The sequence below is a fragment of the Pseudomonas sp. 22085 genome (genome assembly GCF_052045815.1).
GTDB lineage: Bacteria > Pseudomonadota > Gammaproteobacteria > Pseudomonadales > Pseudomonadaceae > Aquipseudomonas > Aquipseudomonas glycinae.
This window is the reverse complement of record NZ_JBQEQA010000011.1, coordinates 171,246-188,796: the sequence shown is the minus strand read 5'-3', so window position 1 is coordinate 188,796 and position 17,551 is coordinate 171,246. Positions and strand designations below refer to the sequence as shown.

11 protein-coding genes are annotated in these 17,551 nt (G+C 61.0%); 10 read left to right on the top strand and 1 reads right to left on the bottom strand.

Features of this window, described 5'->3' with window-relative positions:
• Positions 1–27: 27 nt before the first annotated feature.
• A complete protein-coding gene (gene phhA, locus ACTJK7_RS15850) occupies positions 28–819 on the bottom strand; it encodes a phenylalanine 4-monooxygenase (protein WP_039765515.1) in 792 nt (263 codons plus the stop codon).
• 280 nt (positions 820–1,099) lie between these two features.
• Here phhA and ACTJK7_RS15845 point away from each other — a divergent pair, with 280 nt between their 5' ends.
• The 10 genes from ACTJK7_RS15845 (at position 1,100) to ACTJK7_RS15800 (ending at position 17,385) form a co-directional block, all read left to right on the top strand.
• Positions 1,100–2,665, top strand: a complete 1,566-nt coding sequence (locus tag ACTJK7_RS15845; RefSeq protein WP_440780646.1) for a sigma-54-dependent transcriptional regulator — start codon at positions 1,100–1,102, stop codon at positions 2,663–2,665.
• A gap of 359 nt (positions 2,666–3,024) precedes the next feature.
• On the top strand, positions 3,025–3,765 hold the full coding sequence (locus ACTJK7_RS15840; protein ID WP_007958343.1) for a flagellar basal body rod protein FlgF: 741 nt from the start codon (positions 3,025–3,027) through the stop codon (positions 3,763–3,765).
• A gap of 45 nt (positions 3,766–3,810) precedes the next feature.
• On the top strand, positions 3,811–4,596 hold the full coding sequence (flgG, locus tag ACTJK7_RS15835; protein WP_011333017.1) for a flagellar basal-body rod protein FlgG: 786 nt from the start codon (positions 3,811–3,813) through the stop codon (positions 4,594–4,596).
• Positions 4,597–4,649: 53 nt separating this feature from the next.
• Complete coding sequence (gene flgH / locus ACTJK7_RS15830) at positions 4,650–5,345, top strand: flagellar basal body L-ring protein FlgH (protein WP_011333018.1); 696 nt, start codon at positions 4,650–4,652, stop codon at positions 5,343–5,345.
• 27 nt (positions 5,346–5,372) lie between these two features.
• Complete coding sequence (locus tag ACTJK7_RS15825) at positions 5,373–6,461, top strand: flagellar basal body P-ring protein FlgI (RefSeq protein ID WP_039765528.1); 1,089 nt, start codon at positions 5,373–5,375, stop codon at positions 6,459–6,461.
• Positions 6,462–6,472: 11 nt separating this feature from the next.
• Positions 6,473–7,765 carry a flagellar assembly peptidoglycan hydrolase FlgJ gene (flgJ, locus tag ACTJK7_RS15820; protein ID WP_323150867.1) on the top strand — a complete coding sequence of 431 codons (1,293 nt, stop codon included), beginning with the start codon at positions 6,473–6,475 and terminating at the stop codon, positions 7,763–7,765.
• 21 nt (positions 7,766–7,786) lie between these two features.
• Positions 7,787–9,832, top strand: coding sequence for a flagellar hook-associated protein FlgK (gene flgK / locus ACTJK7_RS15815; RefSeq protein WP_064378598.1), 2,046 nt, complete (start codon positions 7,787–7,789; stop codon positions 9,830–9,832).
• 13 nt (positions 9,833–9,845) lie between these two features.
• The gene (locus tag ACTJK7_RS15810; protein WP_323150868.1) at positions 9,846–11,417 is read left to right on the top strand and encodes a flagellar hook-associated protein 3; all 1,572 of its coding nucleotides are present in this window, start codon (positions 9,846–9,848) and stop codon (positions 11,415–11,417) included.
• A gap of 117 nt (positions 11,418–11,534) precedes the next feature.
• The gene (locus ACTJK7_RS15805; protein WP_323150869.1) at positions 11,535–15,128 is read left to right on the top strand and encodes a glycosyltransferase; all 3,594 of its coding nucleotides are present in this window, start codon (positions 11,535–11,537) and stop codon (positions 15,126–15,128) included.
• 223 nt (positions 15,129–15,351) lie between these two features.
• A complete protein-coding gene (locus tag ACTJK7_RS15800; protein WP_323150870.1) occupies positions 15,352–17,385 on the top strand; it encodes a calcium-binding protein in 2,034 nt (677 codons plus the stop codon).
• Positions 17,386–17,551: the final 166 nt, after the last annotated feature.

The following is a 17,551-nucleotide window of genomic DNA, read 5'->3' as shown; positions in this document are numbered from 1 at the left end:
GACTCACTTGTAAGTAAAAGCCACGGTTCACGCAGCTTTTGGTTTTGGCGGAAACTTCGGTGCGTGCAGACCCAGCTGCATGCCTTGCTTGACCATGGCCATGATGTCTTCGTGGGCCAGGTCGAACAGGCGCTTGAGATTTGGCAGGACAAAGTACAGCGGTTGCAGGATGTCGATGCGGTATGGCGTGCGCATGGCTTCCAGCGGATCGAAGGCCTGATGCTCGGGCTCGTCCGACAGCGAGTAAACAGTTTCTTTCGGCGAAGACAGGATGCCGCCGCCGTAGATGCGTTTGCCTTGCGGGGTGTCGACCAGGCCGAACTCGATGGTCATCCAGTACAGCCGCGCCAGATAAACGCGTTCTTCCTTGGTGGCCTGCAGGCCGAGTTTGCCGTAGGTGTGGGTGAATTCGGCGAACCACGGGTTGGTCAGCAGCGGGCAGTGGCCAAAGATCTCGTGGAAAATGTCCGGCTCTTGCAGGTAGTCCAGTTCTTCACGGGTGCGAATGAACGTGGCCACCGGAAACTGCTTGCTGGCGAGCAATTCGAAAAAGGTCTGGAAAGGGATCAGCGCGGGAACGCGGGCAACCTGCCAACCGGTGGTCTCGCCGAGCACCTTGTTGATCTCGCCCAATTGCGGAATGCGGTCGTGGGGCAGACCGAGTTTTTCGATACCGTCCAGGTATTCCTGGCACGCACGCCCCTCGATCACTTTCATCTGGCGGGTGATCAGCGTGTTCCACACCGCGTGTTCTTCGGCGGGGTAGTCGATAAAACCTTGCGCATCGGGCTCGCGGGCCACGTATTGCGTCTGCTTCATACTGCTCTCCTGCGAGGGGAATTTCGTTCTTGTTATGTCCTGCGATGGACTGAGAAATACCCCGGAACGTTCGTTGTTGCAGCAGGTTGAAGACCGGCCGAGTAGGAAAAGTCTCTTTAATTCGTAAAATTTTCGTTACGCTTCGTGCGATAAGTCGTGTTTGCGGTGACTGTCGGGTTTGAAAAGACCGATGGCTGTCACATAATCTTGACGACTATCTTGCGCGCGGCGCAGAAAATTCCGGCGTCAGACCACTTTTTCACCTGTTTCGGGCCTTTATATGCGTATCAAAGTCCACTGCCAGAACCGCATCGGCATCTTGCGCGACATTCTCAATCTGCTGGTGGAGTACGGGATCAACGTCGCCCGTGGCGAGGTGGGCGGTGAGCATGGCAACGCGATCTATCTGCATTGCCCGAACCTGATCAACATTCAGTTCCAGGCGCTGCGACCCAAGTTCGAGGCGATTGCCGGGGTGTTCGGCGTCAAGCGGGTAGGGCTGATGCCCAGCGAGCGGCGGCACATGGAATTGAATGCACTGCTCGGCGCGCTGGAATTTCCGGTGCTGTCGATCGACATGGGCGGCTCCATCGTGGCGGCCAACCGGGCGGCGGCGCAGTTGCTCGGGGTGCGGGTGGATGAGGTGCCGGGGATTCCTCTGTCGCGTTACGCCGAAGATTTCGACCTGCCGGAACTGGTGCGCGCCAACAAATCGCGAATCAACGGCATGCGGGTCAAGGTCAAGGGCGACATCTTTCTGGCCGACATTGCGCCGTTGCAATCGGAGCACGACGACAGCGAGGCCATGGCCGGTGCCGTGCTGACCTTGCACCGGGCTGACCGCGTCGGCGAGCGCATCTATAACGTGCGCAAGCAGGAACTGCGTGGCTTCGACAGCATCTTCCAGAGCTCGAAAGTGATGGCGGCGGTGGTGCGCGAAGCGCGACGCATGGCACCGCTGGATGCGCCGTTGTTGATTGAAGGCGAAACCGGCACCGGCAAGGAATTGCTGGCGCGGGCCTGTCACCTGGCGAGCCCGCGCGGCCAGTCGCCGTTGATGGCGCTCAACTGCGCCGGGCTGCCGGAGTCGATGGCCGAGACCGAACTGTTTGGCTACGGTCCCGGTGCCTTTGAAGGTGCGCGTGCCGAAGGCAAGCTCGGGCTGCTGGAGCTGACGGCGGGGGGCACGTTGTTCCTCGACGGCGTCGGCGAAATGAGCCCGCGCTTACAGGTGAAATTGCTGCGTTTCCTGCAGGACGGCTGCTTCCGGCGGGTGGGCAGTGATGAGGAGGTTTACCTGGATGTGCGGGTGATCTGCGCAACCCAGGTCGACCTGTCGGAGCTGTGTGCGCGCGGCGAGTTTCGCCAGGATCTGTATCACCGCTTGAACGTGCTGTCGCTGCACATCCCGCCACTGCGCGAATGTCTCGACGGTTTGACGCCGCTGGTGGAGCACTTCCTTGATCAGGCCAGCCGGCAGATCGGCTGCCCGCTGACGAAACTGGCACCGGCGGCGATGGACCGGCTCAGTCACTACCATTGGCCGGGCAACGTGCGGCAGCTCGAGAACGTGCTGTTCCAGGCGGTTTCGCTGTGCGACGGCGGCACAGTCAAGGCCGAGCACATTCGCCTGCCGGATTACGGCGTGCGTCAGCCGCTTGGCGATTTCTCCCTCGAGGGCGGGCTGGACGAGATTGTCGGGCGCTTCGAGAAAGCTGTGCTGGAGCGCTTGTATTCCGAGCATCCGAGCAGTCGGCAGCTGGGTAAGCGGCTCGGGGTTTCGCACACTACGATTGCCAACAAGCTGCGTGAGTATGAAGTCGGCAAGGAGTCAGGCAGCGCCTAATCAGCCACACATTGATCCCCCCACGCTGATCGTTCCCACGCTCTGCGTGGGAATGCCTCAATGGACGCTCTGCGTCCGCTTTGGGACGCGGAGCGTCCCGGGCTGCGTTCCCACGCGGACGGTTCGACGCCTCGACGTGGGAACGATCCGCGATCAGCAATCAGGATCAGGTATTTGCCGCCAAGCGGCATGACACCGCCGGTTTTTCGTCTTCGATACATTGCCCTCATCCCCGCCTAATCCCTCAAGTCCTTTGTTTACCGGGTCCTCGGCCGTCAGAAAAAAGTTGGTCTGCAAATTGCTTATGGCTCAGCAGTACAGCGGTGGGCGGCAAACGTCCGGCATGCAGAGGAAAGAGTGTGGACAAGTACCTTTATGTGGCAATGACCGGCGCCAGCCAGAACGCACTGGCGCAAAAGGCTCATGCCAACAACCTGGCGAACATCTCCACCAACGGTTTTCAGCGCGACCTGGAACAGGCGCGTTCGATGCCGGTGTTCGGTGACAGCTTTCCGGCGCGTGCGTTTGCGATGAGCGAACGGCCCGCCACCGACTTCACGCCGGGCTCGCTGGTGCAGACCGGTCGTGACCTCGACGTGGCTGTGTCCGGCAACGGCTGGATCGCCGTGCAGAACCCCAACGGCGGCGAAAGCTACGTGCGCACCGGCAGCCTGAATATCGACGCACTTGGCGTATTGCGTGCCGGCAATGGCATGCCGGTCATGGGCAACGGCGGGCCGATCGCGGTGCCGCCGGAGCAGCAGGTGGAAGTCGGCGAAGACGGCACCATCAGCATTCGGGCGATGGGCGAAGGCCCGCGCGTCATGGCCGAAGTCGACCGGATCAAGCTGGTCAACCCGGACATCAAGAACATGAACAAGGGCCTGGACGGTTCGATTTATACCAAGGACGGCCAGCCTGCGCCGGCCGATGCCAACGTCAAACTGGTGTCGGGTTTCCTGGAGTCGAGCAACGTCAACGCCGTGGAAGAAATGACGTCGGTGCTGGCTCTGGCCAAGCAGTTCGAACTGCACGTCAAGATGATGAACACCGCCAAAGACGACGACCAGGCCATGGCTCGGGTCTTGCAGATCAGCTAATTATCAGAACGTCGCGCCGTAAAACAGGCGCACGAGGAGAATCGAATGCTTCCGGCTCTATGGGTTGCCAAAACCGGTCTGTCCGCCCAGGACACCAACCTGACCACCATTTCCAACAACCTGGCGAACGTGTCGACCACGGGTTTCAAACGTGACCGCGCCGAGTTCCAGGACCTGCTGTACCAGATCAAGCGTCAGCCAGGCGCCCAGTCGACCCAGGACAGCGAACTGCCGTCGGGTCTGCAAGTGGGTACCGGTGTGCGCATCGTCGGCACCCAGAAAAACTTCACCGCCGGCAGCCTGCAAACCACCGAGCAGCCGCTGGACATGGCCATCGACGGTCGCGGTTTCTTCCAGATCCTGCAACCGGACGGCACCACGTCCTACACCCGTGACGGTACTTTCCACCTCGACTCCAACGGCCAGATCGTCAACGCCAGCGGTTTCGCCCTGGAACCGGCCATCGTCATCCCGAACAACGCCCAGACCTTCACGGTCGGTCGTGACGGCACCGTGTCGATCACCGTCGCCGGCAACCCTGCCGCTCAGGTGATCGGCAACCTGCAAACCGCTGACTTCATCAACCCGGCCGGTCTGCAAGCGGTGGGCAACAACCTGTTCCTGGAAACCGCCGCTTCCGGTGCGCCGCAAGTCGGTACTCCGGGCCTGAACGGTTTCGGCACCACGCTGCAGAACACCCTGGAAACCTCCAACGTCAGCACCGTGGAAGAGATGGTCAACATGATCACCACCCAGCGCGCGTACGAGATGAACTCCAAGGTGATCTCCACCGCCGACCAGATGCTCTCGTTCGTAACGCAGAATCTGTAATCAAGTCTATGAGGCGGCCATGAGGTCGCCTGCAACACCGTGAGGTAAGGGTCATGAAACGCTTTGTATCTGTTGTGGCATTGAGCGGGGTCGTCTCGCTCGCGGGCTGCGTCGCTCCGACGCCCAAGCCCAATGATCCTTACTACGCCCCGGTGTTGCCGCGCACACCGTTGCCGTCGGCCGCCAACAACGGCTCGATCTATCAGGCCGGTTTCGAGCAGAACCTGTACAGCGACCGCAAGGCGTTCCGGGTCGGTGACATCATCACCATCACCCTGAACGAGAGGACCCAGGCCAGCAAGAACGCCAACTCGCAGGTGGCCAAGAACAGCAAGACCGGCATCGGCCTGACGTCGCTGTTCGGCGGTAGCGCCACCACCAACAACCCGTTGGGCGGTAACGACCTGAGCCTGGATGTCGGTTACAGCGGCGACCGCGCGACCAAGGGTGACAGCAAGGCCGCCCAGGGCAACACCCTGACCGGCTCGATCACCGTGACCGTCGCCGACGTGCTGCCCAACGGCATCATCGCCGTGCGTGGCGAGAAGTGGATGACCCTCAACACCGGCGACGAGCTGGTGCGGATCGCCGGTCTCGTGCGGGCCGATGACATCGCCACCGACAACACCGTGTCCTCGACCCGTGTCGCCGATGCGCGCATCACCTACTCGGGCACCGGTTCGTTCGCCGATGCGAGTCAGCCAGGCTGGTTCGACCGTTTCTTCCTCAGCCCGCTGTTCCCTTTCTAGGTGGCTACGTTGAATTTCAGAAGTCTCATGGTGGCCGCGTTCCTGTTGTCGGCGGCCTTCAATGCACAAGCCGAACGGTTGAAGGACATCGCCAGCATCTCTGGCGTGCGTTCCAACCAGTTGATCGGCTATGGCCTGGTGGTCGGTCTTAACGGTACCGGCGACCAGACCACGCAGACCCCGTTCACCCTGCAGACCTTCAACAACATGCTCTCGCAGTTCGGCATCAAGGTGCCGCCGGGATCGGGCAACGTGCAGCTGAAAAACGTCGCGGCAGTATCGGTGAGTGCCGATCTGCCGGCGTTCGCCAAGCCGGGTCAGCAGGTCGACATCACCGTGTCGTCCATCGGTAACTCCAAGAGCCTGCGCGGCGGCACTCTGTTGCTGACCCCGCTCAAGGGTATCGACGGCAACGTCTACGCCATCGCTCAGGGCAACCTGGTGGTTGGCGGTTTCGACGCTGAAGGTCGTGACGGTTCGAAGATCACCGTCAACGTTCCGTCGGCCGGTCGCATCCCGGGCGGTGCGTCGGTCGAGCGTTCGGTGCCGAGTGGTTTCAACCAGGGCAACAGCCTGACGCTGAACCTCAACCGTTCCGACTTCACTACCGCCAAGCGGATCGTCGACAAGATCAACGACATGCTCGGCCCTGGCGTGGCCCAGGCCATCGACGGCGGTTCGATCCGCGTGACCGCGCCGCTCGATCCGAGCCAGCGTGTCGACTACCTGTCGATCCTGGAGAACCTCGAAGTCGATCCGGGTCAGGCCGTGGCGAAAGTCATCATCAACTCGCGTACCGGCACCATCGTCATCGGCCAGAACGTGAAGGTATCGCCGGCCGCCGTGACCCACGGCAGCCTGACCGTGACCATCACCGAAGACCCGATCGTCAGCCAGCCGGGCCCGCTGTCCAATGGCCAGACCGCCGTGGTGCCGCGTTCGCGTGTGAATGCCGAGCAGGAAGCCAAGCCGATGTTCAAGTTCGGCCCGGGCACCACCCTCGACGAGATCGTCCGTGCGGTGAACCAGGTCGGCGCTGCGCCGGGTGACCTGATGGCCATCCTCGAAGCCCTGAAGCAGGCCGGTGCGTTGCAAGCCGACCTGATCGTGATCTGAGGACGCCGATCATGGATATGCGCAAAAGCGGTCTGGTCAGCAGTAGCGATTCGGGTTCGTACTCCGACCTCAATCGCTTGAACCAGCTGAAGGTCGGCGACAAGAACAGCGACGCAAACATGCGCAAGGTTGCGCAGGAATTCGAATCGCTGTTCCTCGGTGAAATGCTCAAGTCGATGCGTTCGGCCACTGAAGCGCTGGGGCAGGACAACCCGCTCAATACGCCGGCAGCCAAGCAGTATCAGGAAATGTATGACCAGCAACTGGCGGTTTCCCTGTCCCGCGAGGGCGGTGGTATTGGCCTGGCCGACGTGCTGATCAAGCAGATGTCGAAGAACAAACCGATGGCGCCGGGCGAGGCTGCGGCCGCGTCCGCCGCCAAGCAGGAAGAAGCCAGGGCCAAGGCCGCTGCCGTGGCCACGCCGATTGCCGCTGGCACCGTGGCTGCCAATGGTCCGTTGTCGCGACTCAATGGCGAGCGTCCGCTGTGGGCGTCGCGTTCGGTGCATGCGCCGAACACTGAACTGACCCATCGCAATGACATGGAAATGATCAACCAGCGTCGTCTGGCGTTGCCGCCGAAACTGGCGGATCGCTTGCTCGCAGGTCTTGTGCCGTCGGCCACGCCGGCAGCGGCCACTCAATTGCCGCAACGCGCCACGACCGTCGCTGCCACCGGCGCCGGCCCGCTGTACAACGGCGACTGGCTGGATCGTGCCGAGGCGGACAAGGCCTCTGGCGGACAGATGCAGATTTACGGCCGCGCCATGGCGCAGATCCCGCTGGCGCCAGCCAAGCGTGCATTCAGCAGCGCCGACCAATTCGTCAACACCATGCTGCCGATGGCGCAGGAGGCCGCAGCTCGCATCGGCGTCGATCCGCGTTATCTGGTGGCTCAGGCTGCGCTGGAAACCGGCTGGGGCAAATCGGTCATGCGCGCCCAGGACGGCAGCAGCAGTCACAACCTGTTCGGCATCAAGGCCAGCAGCAACTGGAAGGGCGATTCGGCCCGGGCGATCACCAGCGAATTCCGCAACGGGCAGATGGTCAAGGAGACGGCCGAGTTCCGTTCCTATGCCTCGTACAAGGACAGCTTCCACGATCTGGTGACGTTGTTGCAGAGCAATAATCGCTATCAAGAAGTGTTGAAGTCGGCCGATAACCCAGAACAGTTTGTACGCGAATTGCAAAAGGCCGGTTATGCAACCGACCCGAACTACGCGACGAAGATTTCGCAGATTGCCAGGCAGATGACGGTCAATCAGAACTACGCTGCGGCCGGCGTTTCAACAACGCCCTTATAAACACAAGGTAAGGTTTGAATCATGAGTTTGCTCAATATCGGGATGTCGGGGTTGGCCGCGAGTTCGTCCTCTCTGGCTGTGACAGGTAACAACATTGCCAACGTCGACACCGCCGGTTATTCACGTCAGCAAACCGTGCAGGGCACCAAGTCCTCGATTCAGTACGGTAACGTGTTCATCGGTACCGGTACGACCCTGGCCGACGTGCGTCGGGTGTACAACTCCTACCTTGAATCGCAGCTGCGTACCGCCACATCGCTCAACAGCGAATCCGCCGCCTTCGGTGCGCAGGCGACCGCGCTGGACGGCTCGCTGTCCGACACCAACACCGGCCTCACCGGTGTGCTGCAGAAATTCTTCACCTCGATGCAAGGCGTGTCGACCTCGGCCACCGACGACACTTCCCGTCAGTCGGTGCTGACCGGCGCCCAGGCCCTGACCAGTCGCTTCAATGCGCTGGCCAAGCAGATGAACGATCAGAACGCCACGCTCAATGGCAACCTGTCCGACATGGCGTCCCAGGTGAACAAGCTGGCAACCTCGATTGCCACGCTGAACCAGAAGATCGGCGAGATCTCCACCAGCGGCGGCCAGCCGAACGATCTGCTCGACAGCCGTAACGAAGCCGTGCGTCAGCTCTCCGAGCTGACCGGCGCGCAAGTCGTTGAGCGTGGCACCAGCTTCGACATCTACATCGGCAGCGGCCAGCCGTTGGTCATCGGCAATACCACCAATACCCTGAGCACCGTGCCGCTCAAGGATGACCCATCGCGCATGGGCATCCAGATGGATCGTGGTTCGAGCACCATCGACATCACCTCGGCGATGACCGGTGGTGAAATCGGCGGCCTGCTGACTTATCGCAAGGAAGTGCTTGATCCGGCACTCAACGAGCTGGGCCGCGTGGCACTGGTCGTTGCCGACCAGATCAACCGCCAGCAAGCCCAGGGCATCGACAAGAACGGTGACTTCGGCGCAGCGATTTTCAACAACATCAACAGTGCCGCCCTGATCAGCCAGCGCAGTATTGCCCAGTCCGGTAACAGCGCAGGTTCGGGCAACCTTGATGTCACCATCAAGGACACCGGCAAGCTGACCACCAGCGACTACCAGGTCACCTTCACCAGCGCGACCAACTACACGGTCAAGCGCTCCGACGGCACCGACATGGGTTCGTTCAGTACCACGACCACGCCGCCACCGGTGATCGACGGCTTTACCCTGGCCCTTAACGGTGGTGCGCTGAGCGCCGGCGATACGTTCAAGGTCACCCCGACCCGCAACGCGGCGTCCAGCATTCAGACCGTGCTTACCGACCCGAAGAAAATCGCGGCAGCCGGACCGTTGACCGGCGTGGCCAGTGCCAACAACGCGGGCACCTACACCCAGCCGACGCTGACTGACGTCGTCGACATCTACAATCCGGCGTCCCAGGCGGAGCTGCAGAACGCGCTCAAGTATTCGACTCCGGTCAAGCTGGTGTTCGGTGCAGTCGCCAGTGGCAGCCAGTCGTACAATATGGTCGACGCCAAGGGCAACACCATCGGCACCGGGACCATTGTGCCGGGGCAGGCCAACACCCTGAACCTGAAGATCGGCATGGTCGACTCCACCGGTGCTCCGGTGATGGACACTACCGTCATCCCGAACGTGCAAAAGACCTTCACCGTGCAGACCACCGTGGGCGCGACGCCGAAGTCCGGCGAAACCTTCACCATCAACCTGACCGGTGCGGCTTCTTCGGACAACCGCAACGCCCAGGCACTGGTCGGCCTGCAAACCAAGCAGACCGTGGACACCGGCACCGCCAGCAAAGGCATCAGCCTGACCGACGCCTACAACAAACTGGTGACCAACGTCGGTACCCAGGCCGCCCAGAGCAAGTCCGACAGCGCAGCCACCTCGGTGATCCTGGATCAGGCCCAGGGTGCGCGGGACTCGCTGTCCCAGGTCAACCTGGATGAAGAGACCGGCAACCTGGTCAAGTATCAGCAGTACTACACAGCGTCTTCGCAGATCATCAAAGCTGCGCAGGAAACCTTCGCCACGCTGATCAACAGCCTTTAAGGAGCCGTAATTCATGCGCATTTCCACCGCCCAGTATTACGCGACACAAGCTGCCCAATATCAGCGCAACTACAGCAAGACGGTCGCGACCGCCAACGAAGCCAGCAGCCTGCAGCGCATCAACACCGCCGCCGACGATCCGATCGGGGCGGGTCGTTTGCTCCGTCTGGGTCAGCAGGCCGCGATGCTCGATCAGTACAAAGGCAACATCGACACCACCAAGAGTTCGCTGACGGTTCAGGAGTCCACGCTGACGGCCATCACCGACGCCTTGCAGCGCGCCAAGGAAATCGGGCTGGCAGCCAACAACGGCATCGCCACCGATAAGGACCGCCAGGCTTACGCCGCCGAACTGGGCCAGATCCAGCAACAAGTGCTGGGCTTGATGAACTCCAAGGACGCCAACGGCAACTACCTGTTCTCCGGCTCGAAGACCGATACCGCGCCGTACTCGCAGAATGCCGATGGCACCTACACCTACAACGGTGACCAGACCCAGATCAACCTGGGCATTGGCGACGGTTTGTCGGTGGCCACCAACACTACCGGTTGGGATGCTTTCCAGCAGACCATCAATACTGCGCGCACCCAGACCAATATGACGGCTCCGGCCGTTGATGACGGTCGCGTTGTGCTGACCAACGGTATCGTTGGCAACGCCGCGACCTATAACTCCAAGTTCGCGGCCGGCCAGCCATACACCGTGGACTTCATCAGCAGCACTCAGTTGAAGATCACCGATGCCTTGGGCAACGATGTGACGGCCGAAGCCAGCCAGAACGGTCTGATCAGCAACAGCAACGGCGCCAACCAGACGGTCAGCTTCCGTGGCGTCGACTTGAAGTTGAACATCAACCTCAAGACCGGTGACACCAACCCGGACGCCGTCATTGCCGGTCACAGTTTCCAGCTGTCGGCCACGCCGGACTCGTTCACCACCGCACGCAGCCCAGGCAACCCGTCGACTGCGGTCATCACCGGTTCCAGCGTGACCAACCAGGCAGCCTACGACGCGGCCTTCCCGTCGGGCGGCGGTGCGGTGCTGAAGTTCACCAGCGCGACTGACTTCGACCTGTACGCAGCCCCTGTCACTGCCGACAGCAAGCCGATCTCGTCGGGTACCGTGGCCGGCGGCAACGCCACGGCAGCAGGCGTGACCTTCGCTCTTGGCGGCACGCCAGCCGCCGGTGATCAGTTTTCGATCCAGTCCAACAACCACCAGACCCAGAACGTGCTCGACACCCTGGGCCAGATGGTCGCGGCGCTGAATACACCGATCGACGGTGATCCGGTCGCCAAGCAGAAATTCCAGGGGGCAATGGAGTCGGCACTGGGCAACATCGACAGTGCCGCCAACCAGATCGGCAGTGCGGTAACGTCCATCGGCGCCCGCGGGCAGTCGCTGGATGACCAGAGCACCACCAACCAGAGCCTGCAACTGGCAAACGCCACCACCCAGGGCACGATCCGTGATTCGGATCCGGCCGAAGTGATGACCCGCCTGACCTTGCAGCAAACCATGCTGCAGGCATCGCAGCTGGCGTTCAGCAAAATCTCTCAGTTGGGCCTGTTCAACAAGATCTGAAGCCTGGGCGGGCGCGCAAGCGCCCGCCTGCTCCGATCGCTCTGTATCATTTGTCTTTTTCTGCGGTTTCAAAGGGCTCGCTGTTCCGGGCGGGTTCCCGCCGCTTGCGAGTTCGCCGTGAATTCACTTCCTCTTGTCAGCGTCGTCATTCCTGCCTTCAATCCGCGCTTCTTCGAGCGGACATTGAACAGTGCTGTCAGCCAGACTTACAGCCCTTTGGAAATCATCGTCTGCGATGACAGTCGGGGGCCCGAGATCGAGCGCATCGTTGCGTCGGTCATCGAACAGTCCGGTGTGGGCGTGCGCTACATACGCAATCCGCGCACCCTGGGAATGGTCGGCAACCTCAAGGCCTGCCTGAGTCAGGCGCAGGGCGAGTTCATCAAGTTCCTGTGCGACGACGATCACCTGTATGCCGACTGCATCCGGCAGCAGGCCCACGAGATGATGCGTGGCGAGGTCAGTCTGGTGTTGGCCCAGCGGCTGCTCTGGGATGAGCAGGACATCATTCTGCCCGCGCGCCTGGAAAACACGTCGTTGTCGCCGCACAGTGGTCTGTTCAAGGGCGATGACCTGCTGGGCATCTTCGAGAAATTCCCGGTCAATGTCCTCGGTGGGTTTACCAACGCGTTGTTCCGGCGTGTCGACGTTGAAGAGTTGTTGCCGGCGCTGACTCAGGAAGGTCACTGCTTCGTCGCGTCGCTGGATTTTGCCCTGTATGTCTGCCTGCTAAGGCGCGGCAATCTGGCGGTGTCCAACAATGTGCTAAGCGCCGAGCGGCTGTACCCTGAGCGCCTGAGTGCACAACAGCCGATGAAAGATGCGCTTGAGGTCGAGCGTGTGTGGATGACGCAGATGCTCAAGGCGCGCAGCGGCGAGTCGGCGCCTGCACCGGGCTGGGTTCGTTACATCCCTCTGACCAAGGCTGATGATCTGCCCAGGGTCTGGGAGGAGTTGCCGCTGAGTCGTACGCTCGGCACCAAACAGAGTCGTCAGGAGTGGAGTGTCGGCATCGACAGTTGGAGTTTTGCCGAACTCTACGCTCAGTGGCTCAACTGCCGGGTACTGACCGAAGGTCAGCGCACGCTGCTGCCCGAAACCCTCGCCGGCTGGACGCATCAACCCCGGATCGTGCCGATCGTCATCGACGGGCAGGGCAGTCGCGACGGTGTCGAACGCACGCTGGCATCGCTTGCCGCTCAGGATTATCCGCCGGAGCTGATCCTTGTCCTGTCTGCCTCGTGTACCGATACTGAGCTGGACGGGCGAGTGTTCCGCATGCCTTTGCAGGACGATGGCATGGCGCAGATCAATACCCTGCTGCCGCAACTGGCGGGGGCTGACTGGTTCTACCTGCTGCAGGCCGGTGATCGGCTGGTGGCACCGGCGTTGCTGGTCATGGCCGAGCGCATCGTGCATTACCCGTCACTGAAATGTCTGTACAGCGACGAGGGCAGCTTGCGTAACGGGGAGTCGGCAGAGCCTGCGTTCAAGCCGGATTTCAACCTCGACCTGATGCGCAGCTACCCCTATGTCGGTCGGGCATTGGCATTCGAGCGTGAGCGTTTTCTGGCGCTCGGTGGTTTTGCCCCTGACTTCGCACAGCTCGCGCCGCACGATGTGCTGTGGCGTCTGGTCGAGAGCGATGGCACACAGGTTGTCGGCCACATTGCCGAGGTCATGCTGGAGTCGCCGTTCGACCTGTCCAAGTGGCTCGTGGCCCCGGGTGTCCTCGAACAGAATCCGCGGGTGCTCGAAGCGCATCTGCAGCGCCTTGGTCTGGCCCATGACATCCGTCGTGGCAGCTGTGAACTGCTCAATCGGGTCGACTACCACCACGGCCGGCGTCCGCTGGTATCGATCATCATCGTGACCCGGGATCAGACTGCCGCCTTGCAGCGCTGCGTCGAGACGCTACTGGAAAAAACCGCCTACACCGAATACGAGCTGTTGCTGGTCGATAACGGCAGCACCAGCGCCGAAGCACTGGCCTGGCTGGACGGCATGGCGCAACTGGGCAGCGACCGGGTTCGTGTGCTGAGCTTTGCGCAACAGGGCAATGCAGCCGCCACACACAACTTTGCGGTAGGGCAGGCCCGCGGCGAATACGTGCTGATGCTCAATAGCTTTGCGGTGATCACCCAGACCGACTGGCTGGACGAACTGCTCAACCATGCGCAGCGCCCGGAAGTCGGGGTCGTCGGCGCCAAGTTGTACAATCCGGACGGTTGCGTGCTGCATGCCGGCCTGATTCTGGGCATGCAAGGTGCCGTGGGATTGCCCTTCTATGGTCAGTCGTTGCAGGCGGACGGGTACATGTTCCGCTTGCAGGCGGTGCATGACCTGAGTGCTGTCGGCGGCGATTGCCTGATGATTCGCAAGGCTGTCTATGAAACTGTCGACGGGCTCGACGAGCAGGATCTGGCGCAGGCTCTGAATGTGGCGGATCTGTGTCTGCGCGTCGGCCGGGAAGGTTACCTGGTGGTCTGGACACCTTATGCCATGCTGGCCCTGGGCGCGCGGCCGACGGCCGAGGCCACGGCAGAAGAAGAGCAACTGCAGATTCAGGAGCACGAAACGTTCTACAAGCGTTGGTTGCCACTGATTGCGCGCGATCCTGCGTTCAACGTCAATCTGGCGGTGCATGGGGTAGGTGCGACCAGCTTCAGTCTGGAACCGGGCCTGCGTACCGGCTGGAGCCCGTTTTCACGCAAGCAGTTGCCGAATGTGCTGGCGGTGCCTATCAACGCTTCCGCCATCGGTCACTATCGCATCAGCCAGCCGATGATCGAGCTGGAGGCGGCCAATCGTGTCGAAGGGCGGATCTGCTACGGCTTGCCTTCGATCATCGACATCGAGCGCCAGGCCCCCGACGTGATCGTATTGCAAGGGCGTTACTCGGAAGGTGCCATCGAAGAAATTCCGCCGTTGAAAAACTTTTTCAACGCCCGGCGGATCTACGAACTTGATGACTATGTCATCGATGTCCCTCATCGCAACGCGCACATTCGCAACATGCCGAACAAGCAGGAAATGGAGCGGCTGGTGCGGCGGGCGATCGGCCTGTGCGATCGTGTGGTGGTGTCTACCCAGCCGCTGGCCAACGTTCTGTCGGACATGCATCACGACATCCGGGTCGTACCGAACATGTTGTCGCGGCACTTGTGGACTGACCTGCGCAGCCAGCGTCGCACCTCGAAAAAACCGCGGGTCGGCTGGGGCGGCGGCACCAGCCACCACGGAGATCTGGCGGTGATTGCCGATGTGGTCCGTGAACTTGCGAACGAGGTCGACTGGGTGTTCTTCGGTATGTGCCCGGATGACTTGCGTCCGTACATGCATGAGTTCCACGGCGTGATCCCGCTGGATGTGTATCCGGCGAAACTGGCCAGCCTCAACCTCGACCTGGCCCTGGCACCGCTGGAGTTTCACATCTTCAACGATTGCAAGAGCAACCTGCGCCTGCTGGAGTACGGCGCGTGCGGTTATCCGGTGGTCTGCACCGATACCGAGGCCTATCAGGGTTATCTGCCGTGCACCCGGGTCAAGACCAACTCCACGGACGAGTGGCTGCAGGCAATCCGCATGCACCTGGCCGATCCCGATGCGAGCTATCGCATGGGTGATGAACTGCGAGAAGTCGTACTGCGCGACTACGTGCTGCGCGGCGACAACCTGCGGTACTGGGAAAACGGCTGGCTGGCCGACTGACCGGCACTGCTGAAAAAAAGGCGACTTTCGAGTCGCCTTTTTTGCGTCTTCAACATTCCGTTTGTATCAGTATCGATACTTTTTTCACCGCAGAGCCTCAAGAATCGGGATTTTCCTGTCGATACTTCTCTATTCGCTGACCTCGGACGGTTGCTGCTGGCGTGATCGGCCTGTGCCCGGGAGGCAGGTTTCCCGATTCAACAACAACGCAAGGAAGACGCAAATGTCAGTAGTGAATGGAACGAGTGATGCGGACGGCCTGTGGGGCACCGATGGCAATGACGAACTCTATGGACTGGAGTCGGATGATCTGCTGTTCGCCACTGCGGGATCAGACGTACTGGATGGCGGTGACGGGTTTGATACGGCGAATTATTACGCCTTGTCCTCGGGGGTGAGCGTCGAGTTCAACGATACCTCGACGACCGTCACTGCCGCTGACGGCAAGGTCGATACGCTGATCGGCGTGGAGAAGGTCTTCGGCACTTTTCAAAATGACACCTTCACCAGCAATGTGGCCGGCGTGACGCTGGAAGGCAGTGTCGGTGACGATGTGTATATCGTCGGCAGCGAAGGTGTGACGATCATCGAGGAAAACTATCTCGGCTACGACGAGCTGCGCACCAGTCTCAACACCATCAAGATGGACCCGTTCATCGAGAAGCTGACCTTTACCGGCACGGGCGACTTCAAGGGTTACGGCAATGCCAGCGACAACGAGATCATCGGTGGCACCGGCAACGACTGGCTGTGGGGCGGCGCCGGCGCTGATCACTTCGTGGGTGGCGAAGGCTTCGATACCGTCAGCTATTCCGACAGCCTCGAAGGAGTGAGAGTCCTGGACTTCGAGAACTTCGACGCATTGTCCATCGCCGCTGGCGACTCCTTCACCGGTATCGAGGCGATTCAGGGATCGAATTTCGATGACGTGGTGTATCTGCTCGATAACGCCATGATCGTGGATGGAGCTGATGGTTACGACACCGTGAGCTACCGCCTCTCCTGGGACGGCGTCAATATCGGCATTGGTCAGCAGGCAGGTGCTCCGGATGTCACGTTGCTGAACGTGGAGAAAGTCATCGGTACGCCGTTCGCTGACCACTTCACCGCCAACGTCGGCGGCCTGACCCTGGAGGGCGGCGCGGGTGATGATGTGTACACGATCAACAGCGAGGGTGTGACCATCGTCGAGCAGAATTTCCCCGGTGGCCTCGATCAACTGAACACCAGCCTGTCATCGATGCACATGGCTGCGTTCATCGAGAACATGACCTACACCGGCACTGCGGACTTCACCGGATACGGTAACGACGAAGACAACAGAATCATCTCCGGTGCCGGCAATGACGTCCTGTCGGGTGGCGCGGGCGGTGATCGCTTTGAGGGCGGAGCCGGTATCGACATCGTCAGCTACGACGACAGCAACGAAGGGTTGAGCGCCTCGCTGGGCTGGGGGCCGCAAAGCGGTATCGCGCTCTACGATACCTACGTCGATATTGAAGGGCTGCGCGGTAGCCGGTTCGATGACTTCCTGCGAGGCGACTCGGGTGACAACGTCCTCGAAGGCGGGTCTGGTAGTGATCAGATTGTGGGTGGCGATGGCAATGACTATCTCTATGGCGGACTGAAATCCGGTCTCGACACAAATGTCGCGCAGGCCGACTTGCTGTCTGGCGGTTCGGGCGATGACGTCATCGTCAGTGTCGTGAATGACCTGGGTACATTGGCCCATGGAGACGAGGGCGATGACACCGTCACGGTCAACCGCGGCGTTGCCTACGGTGATGAAGGCAATGACGTGCTGACCGGGACCGGCAGCAACTACATGCTGTTCGGTGACAGCGGTAATGACGTGCTGGTTCTCAACCTTGCGGGCCAGTCCGGCAGTGGCGGCTTCGCGTTCGGCGGTACGGGTGATGACACCTATGTCGTGAACACCACCGGGCTGGTAACGATTCAGGACGAAGGCTGGGACCTCAATGACACGCTGATCCTGAATACTGTCGCCAATCTCAGCCAGCTGAACGTCACTCGCATCGGTGATGACGCCTATCTGCATGGCGCCAACGACGGCAGCGTCGGCGTTCCTTACAGCGGCGTGAAACTGCAAGGCTGGTACGCCGAGTCTGCCGGGTATCCCGGGTATGCCGGGTATGCCGGGTATGCCGGGTACAACAAAATCGAGCATCTGCAGACCGCTGACGGCCAGGTCTACGACCTGCCGGCCACGATCGATGGATTCGCGATGTTTGGCTGATCCGTTCGATTCACTGAAGTAGCTTGATGAGAGGGATGATTCCGGCAACGGACTCATCCCTTTTTCATGTCCGGATGTCCCGCCGACGCAGGGCTGGCGGAGCTGGCGCGTTTCCTGCAAGTCCCCCTCAAATCGCCATAAAACGAGCGCTCGCGGTCATTCACCT

What these genes read in the sequence shown, in the direction of transcription:
- flgK (WP_064378598.1), top strand. Translation starts at nt 7,787, where the DNA reads ATGAGTTTGCTCAATATCGGGATGTCGGGGTTGGCCGCGAGTTCGTCC.
- ACTJK7_RS15800 (WP_323150870.1), top strand. Translation starts at nt 15,352, where the DNA reads ATGTCAGTAGTGAATGGAACGAGTGATGCGGACGGCCTGTGGGGCACC.
- ACTJK7_RS15845 (WP_440780646.1), top strand. Translation starts at nt 1,100, where the DNA reads ATGCGTATCAAAGTCCACTGCCAGAACCGCATCGGCATCTTGCGCGAC.
- ACTJK7_RS15825 (WP_039765528.1), top strand. Translation starts at nt 5,373, where the DNA reads ATGGTGGCCGCGTTCCTGTTGTCGGCGGCCTTCAATGCACAAGCCGAA.
- ACTJK7_RS15810 (WP_323150868.1), top strand. Translation starts at nt 9,846, where the DNA reads ATGCGCATTTCCACCGCCCAGTATTACGCGACACAAGCTGCCCAATAT.
- flgH (WP_011333018.1), top strand. Translation starts at nt 4,650, where the DNA reads ATGAAACGCTTTGTATCTGTTGTGGCATTGAGCGGGGTCGTCTCGCTC.
- flgG (WP_011333017.1), top strand. Translation starts at nt 3,811, where the DNA reads ATGCTTCCGGCTCTATGGGTTGCCAAAACCGGTCTGTCCGCCCAGGAC.
- flgJ (WP_323150867.1), top strand. Translation starts at nt 6,473, where the DNA reads ATGGATATGCGCAAAAGCGGTCTGGTCAGCAGTAGCGATTCGGGTTCG.
- phhA (WP_039765515.1), bottom strand. Translation starts at nt 819, where the DNA reads ATGAAGCAGACGCAATACGTGGCCCGCGAGCCCGATGCGCAAGGTTTT.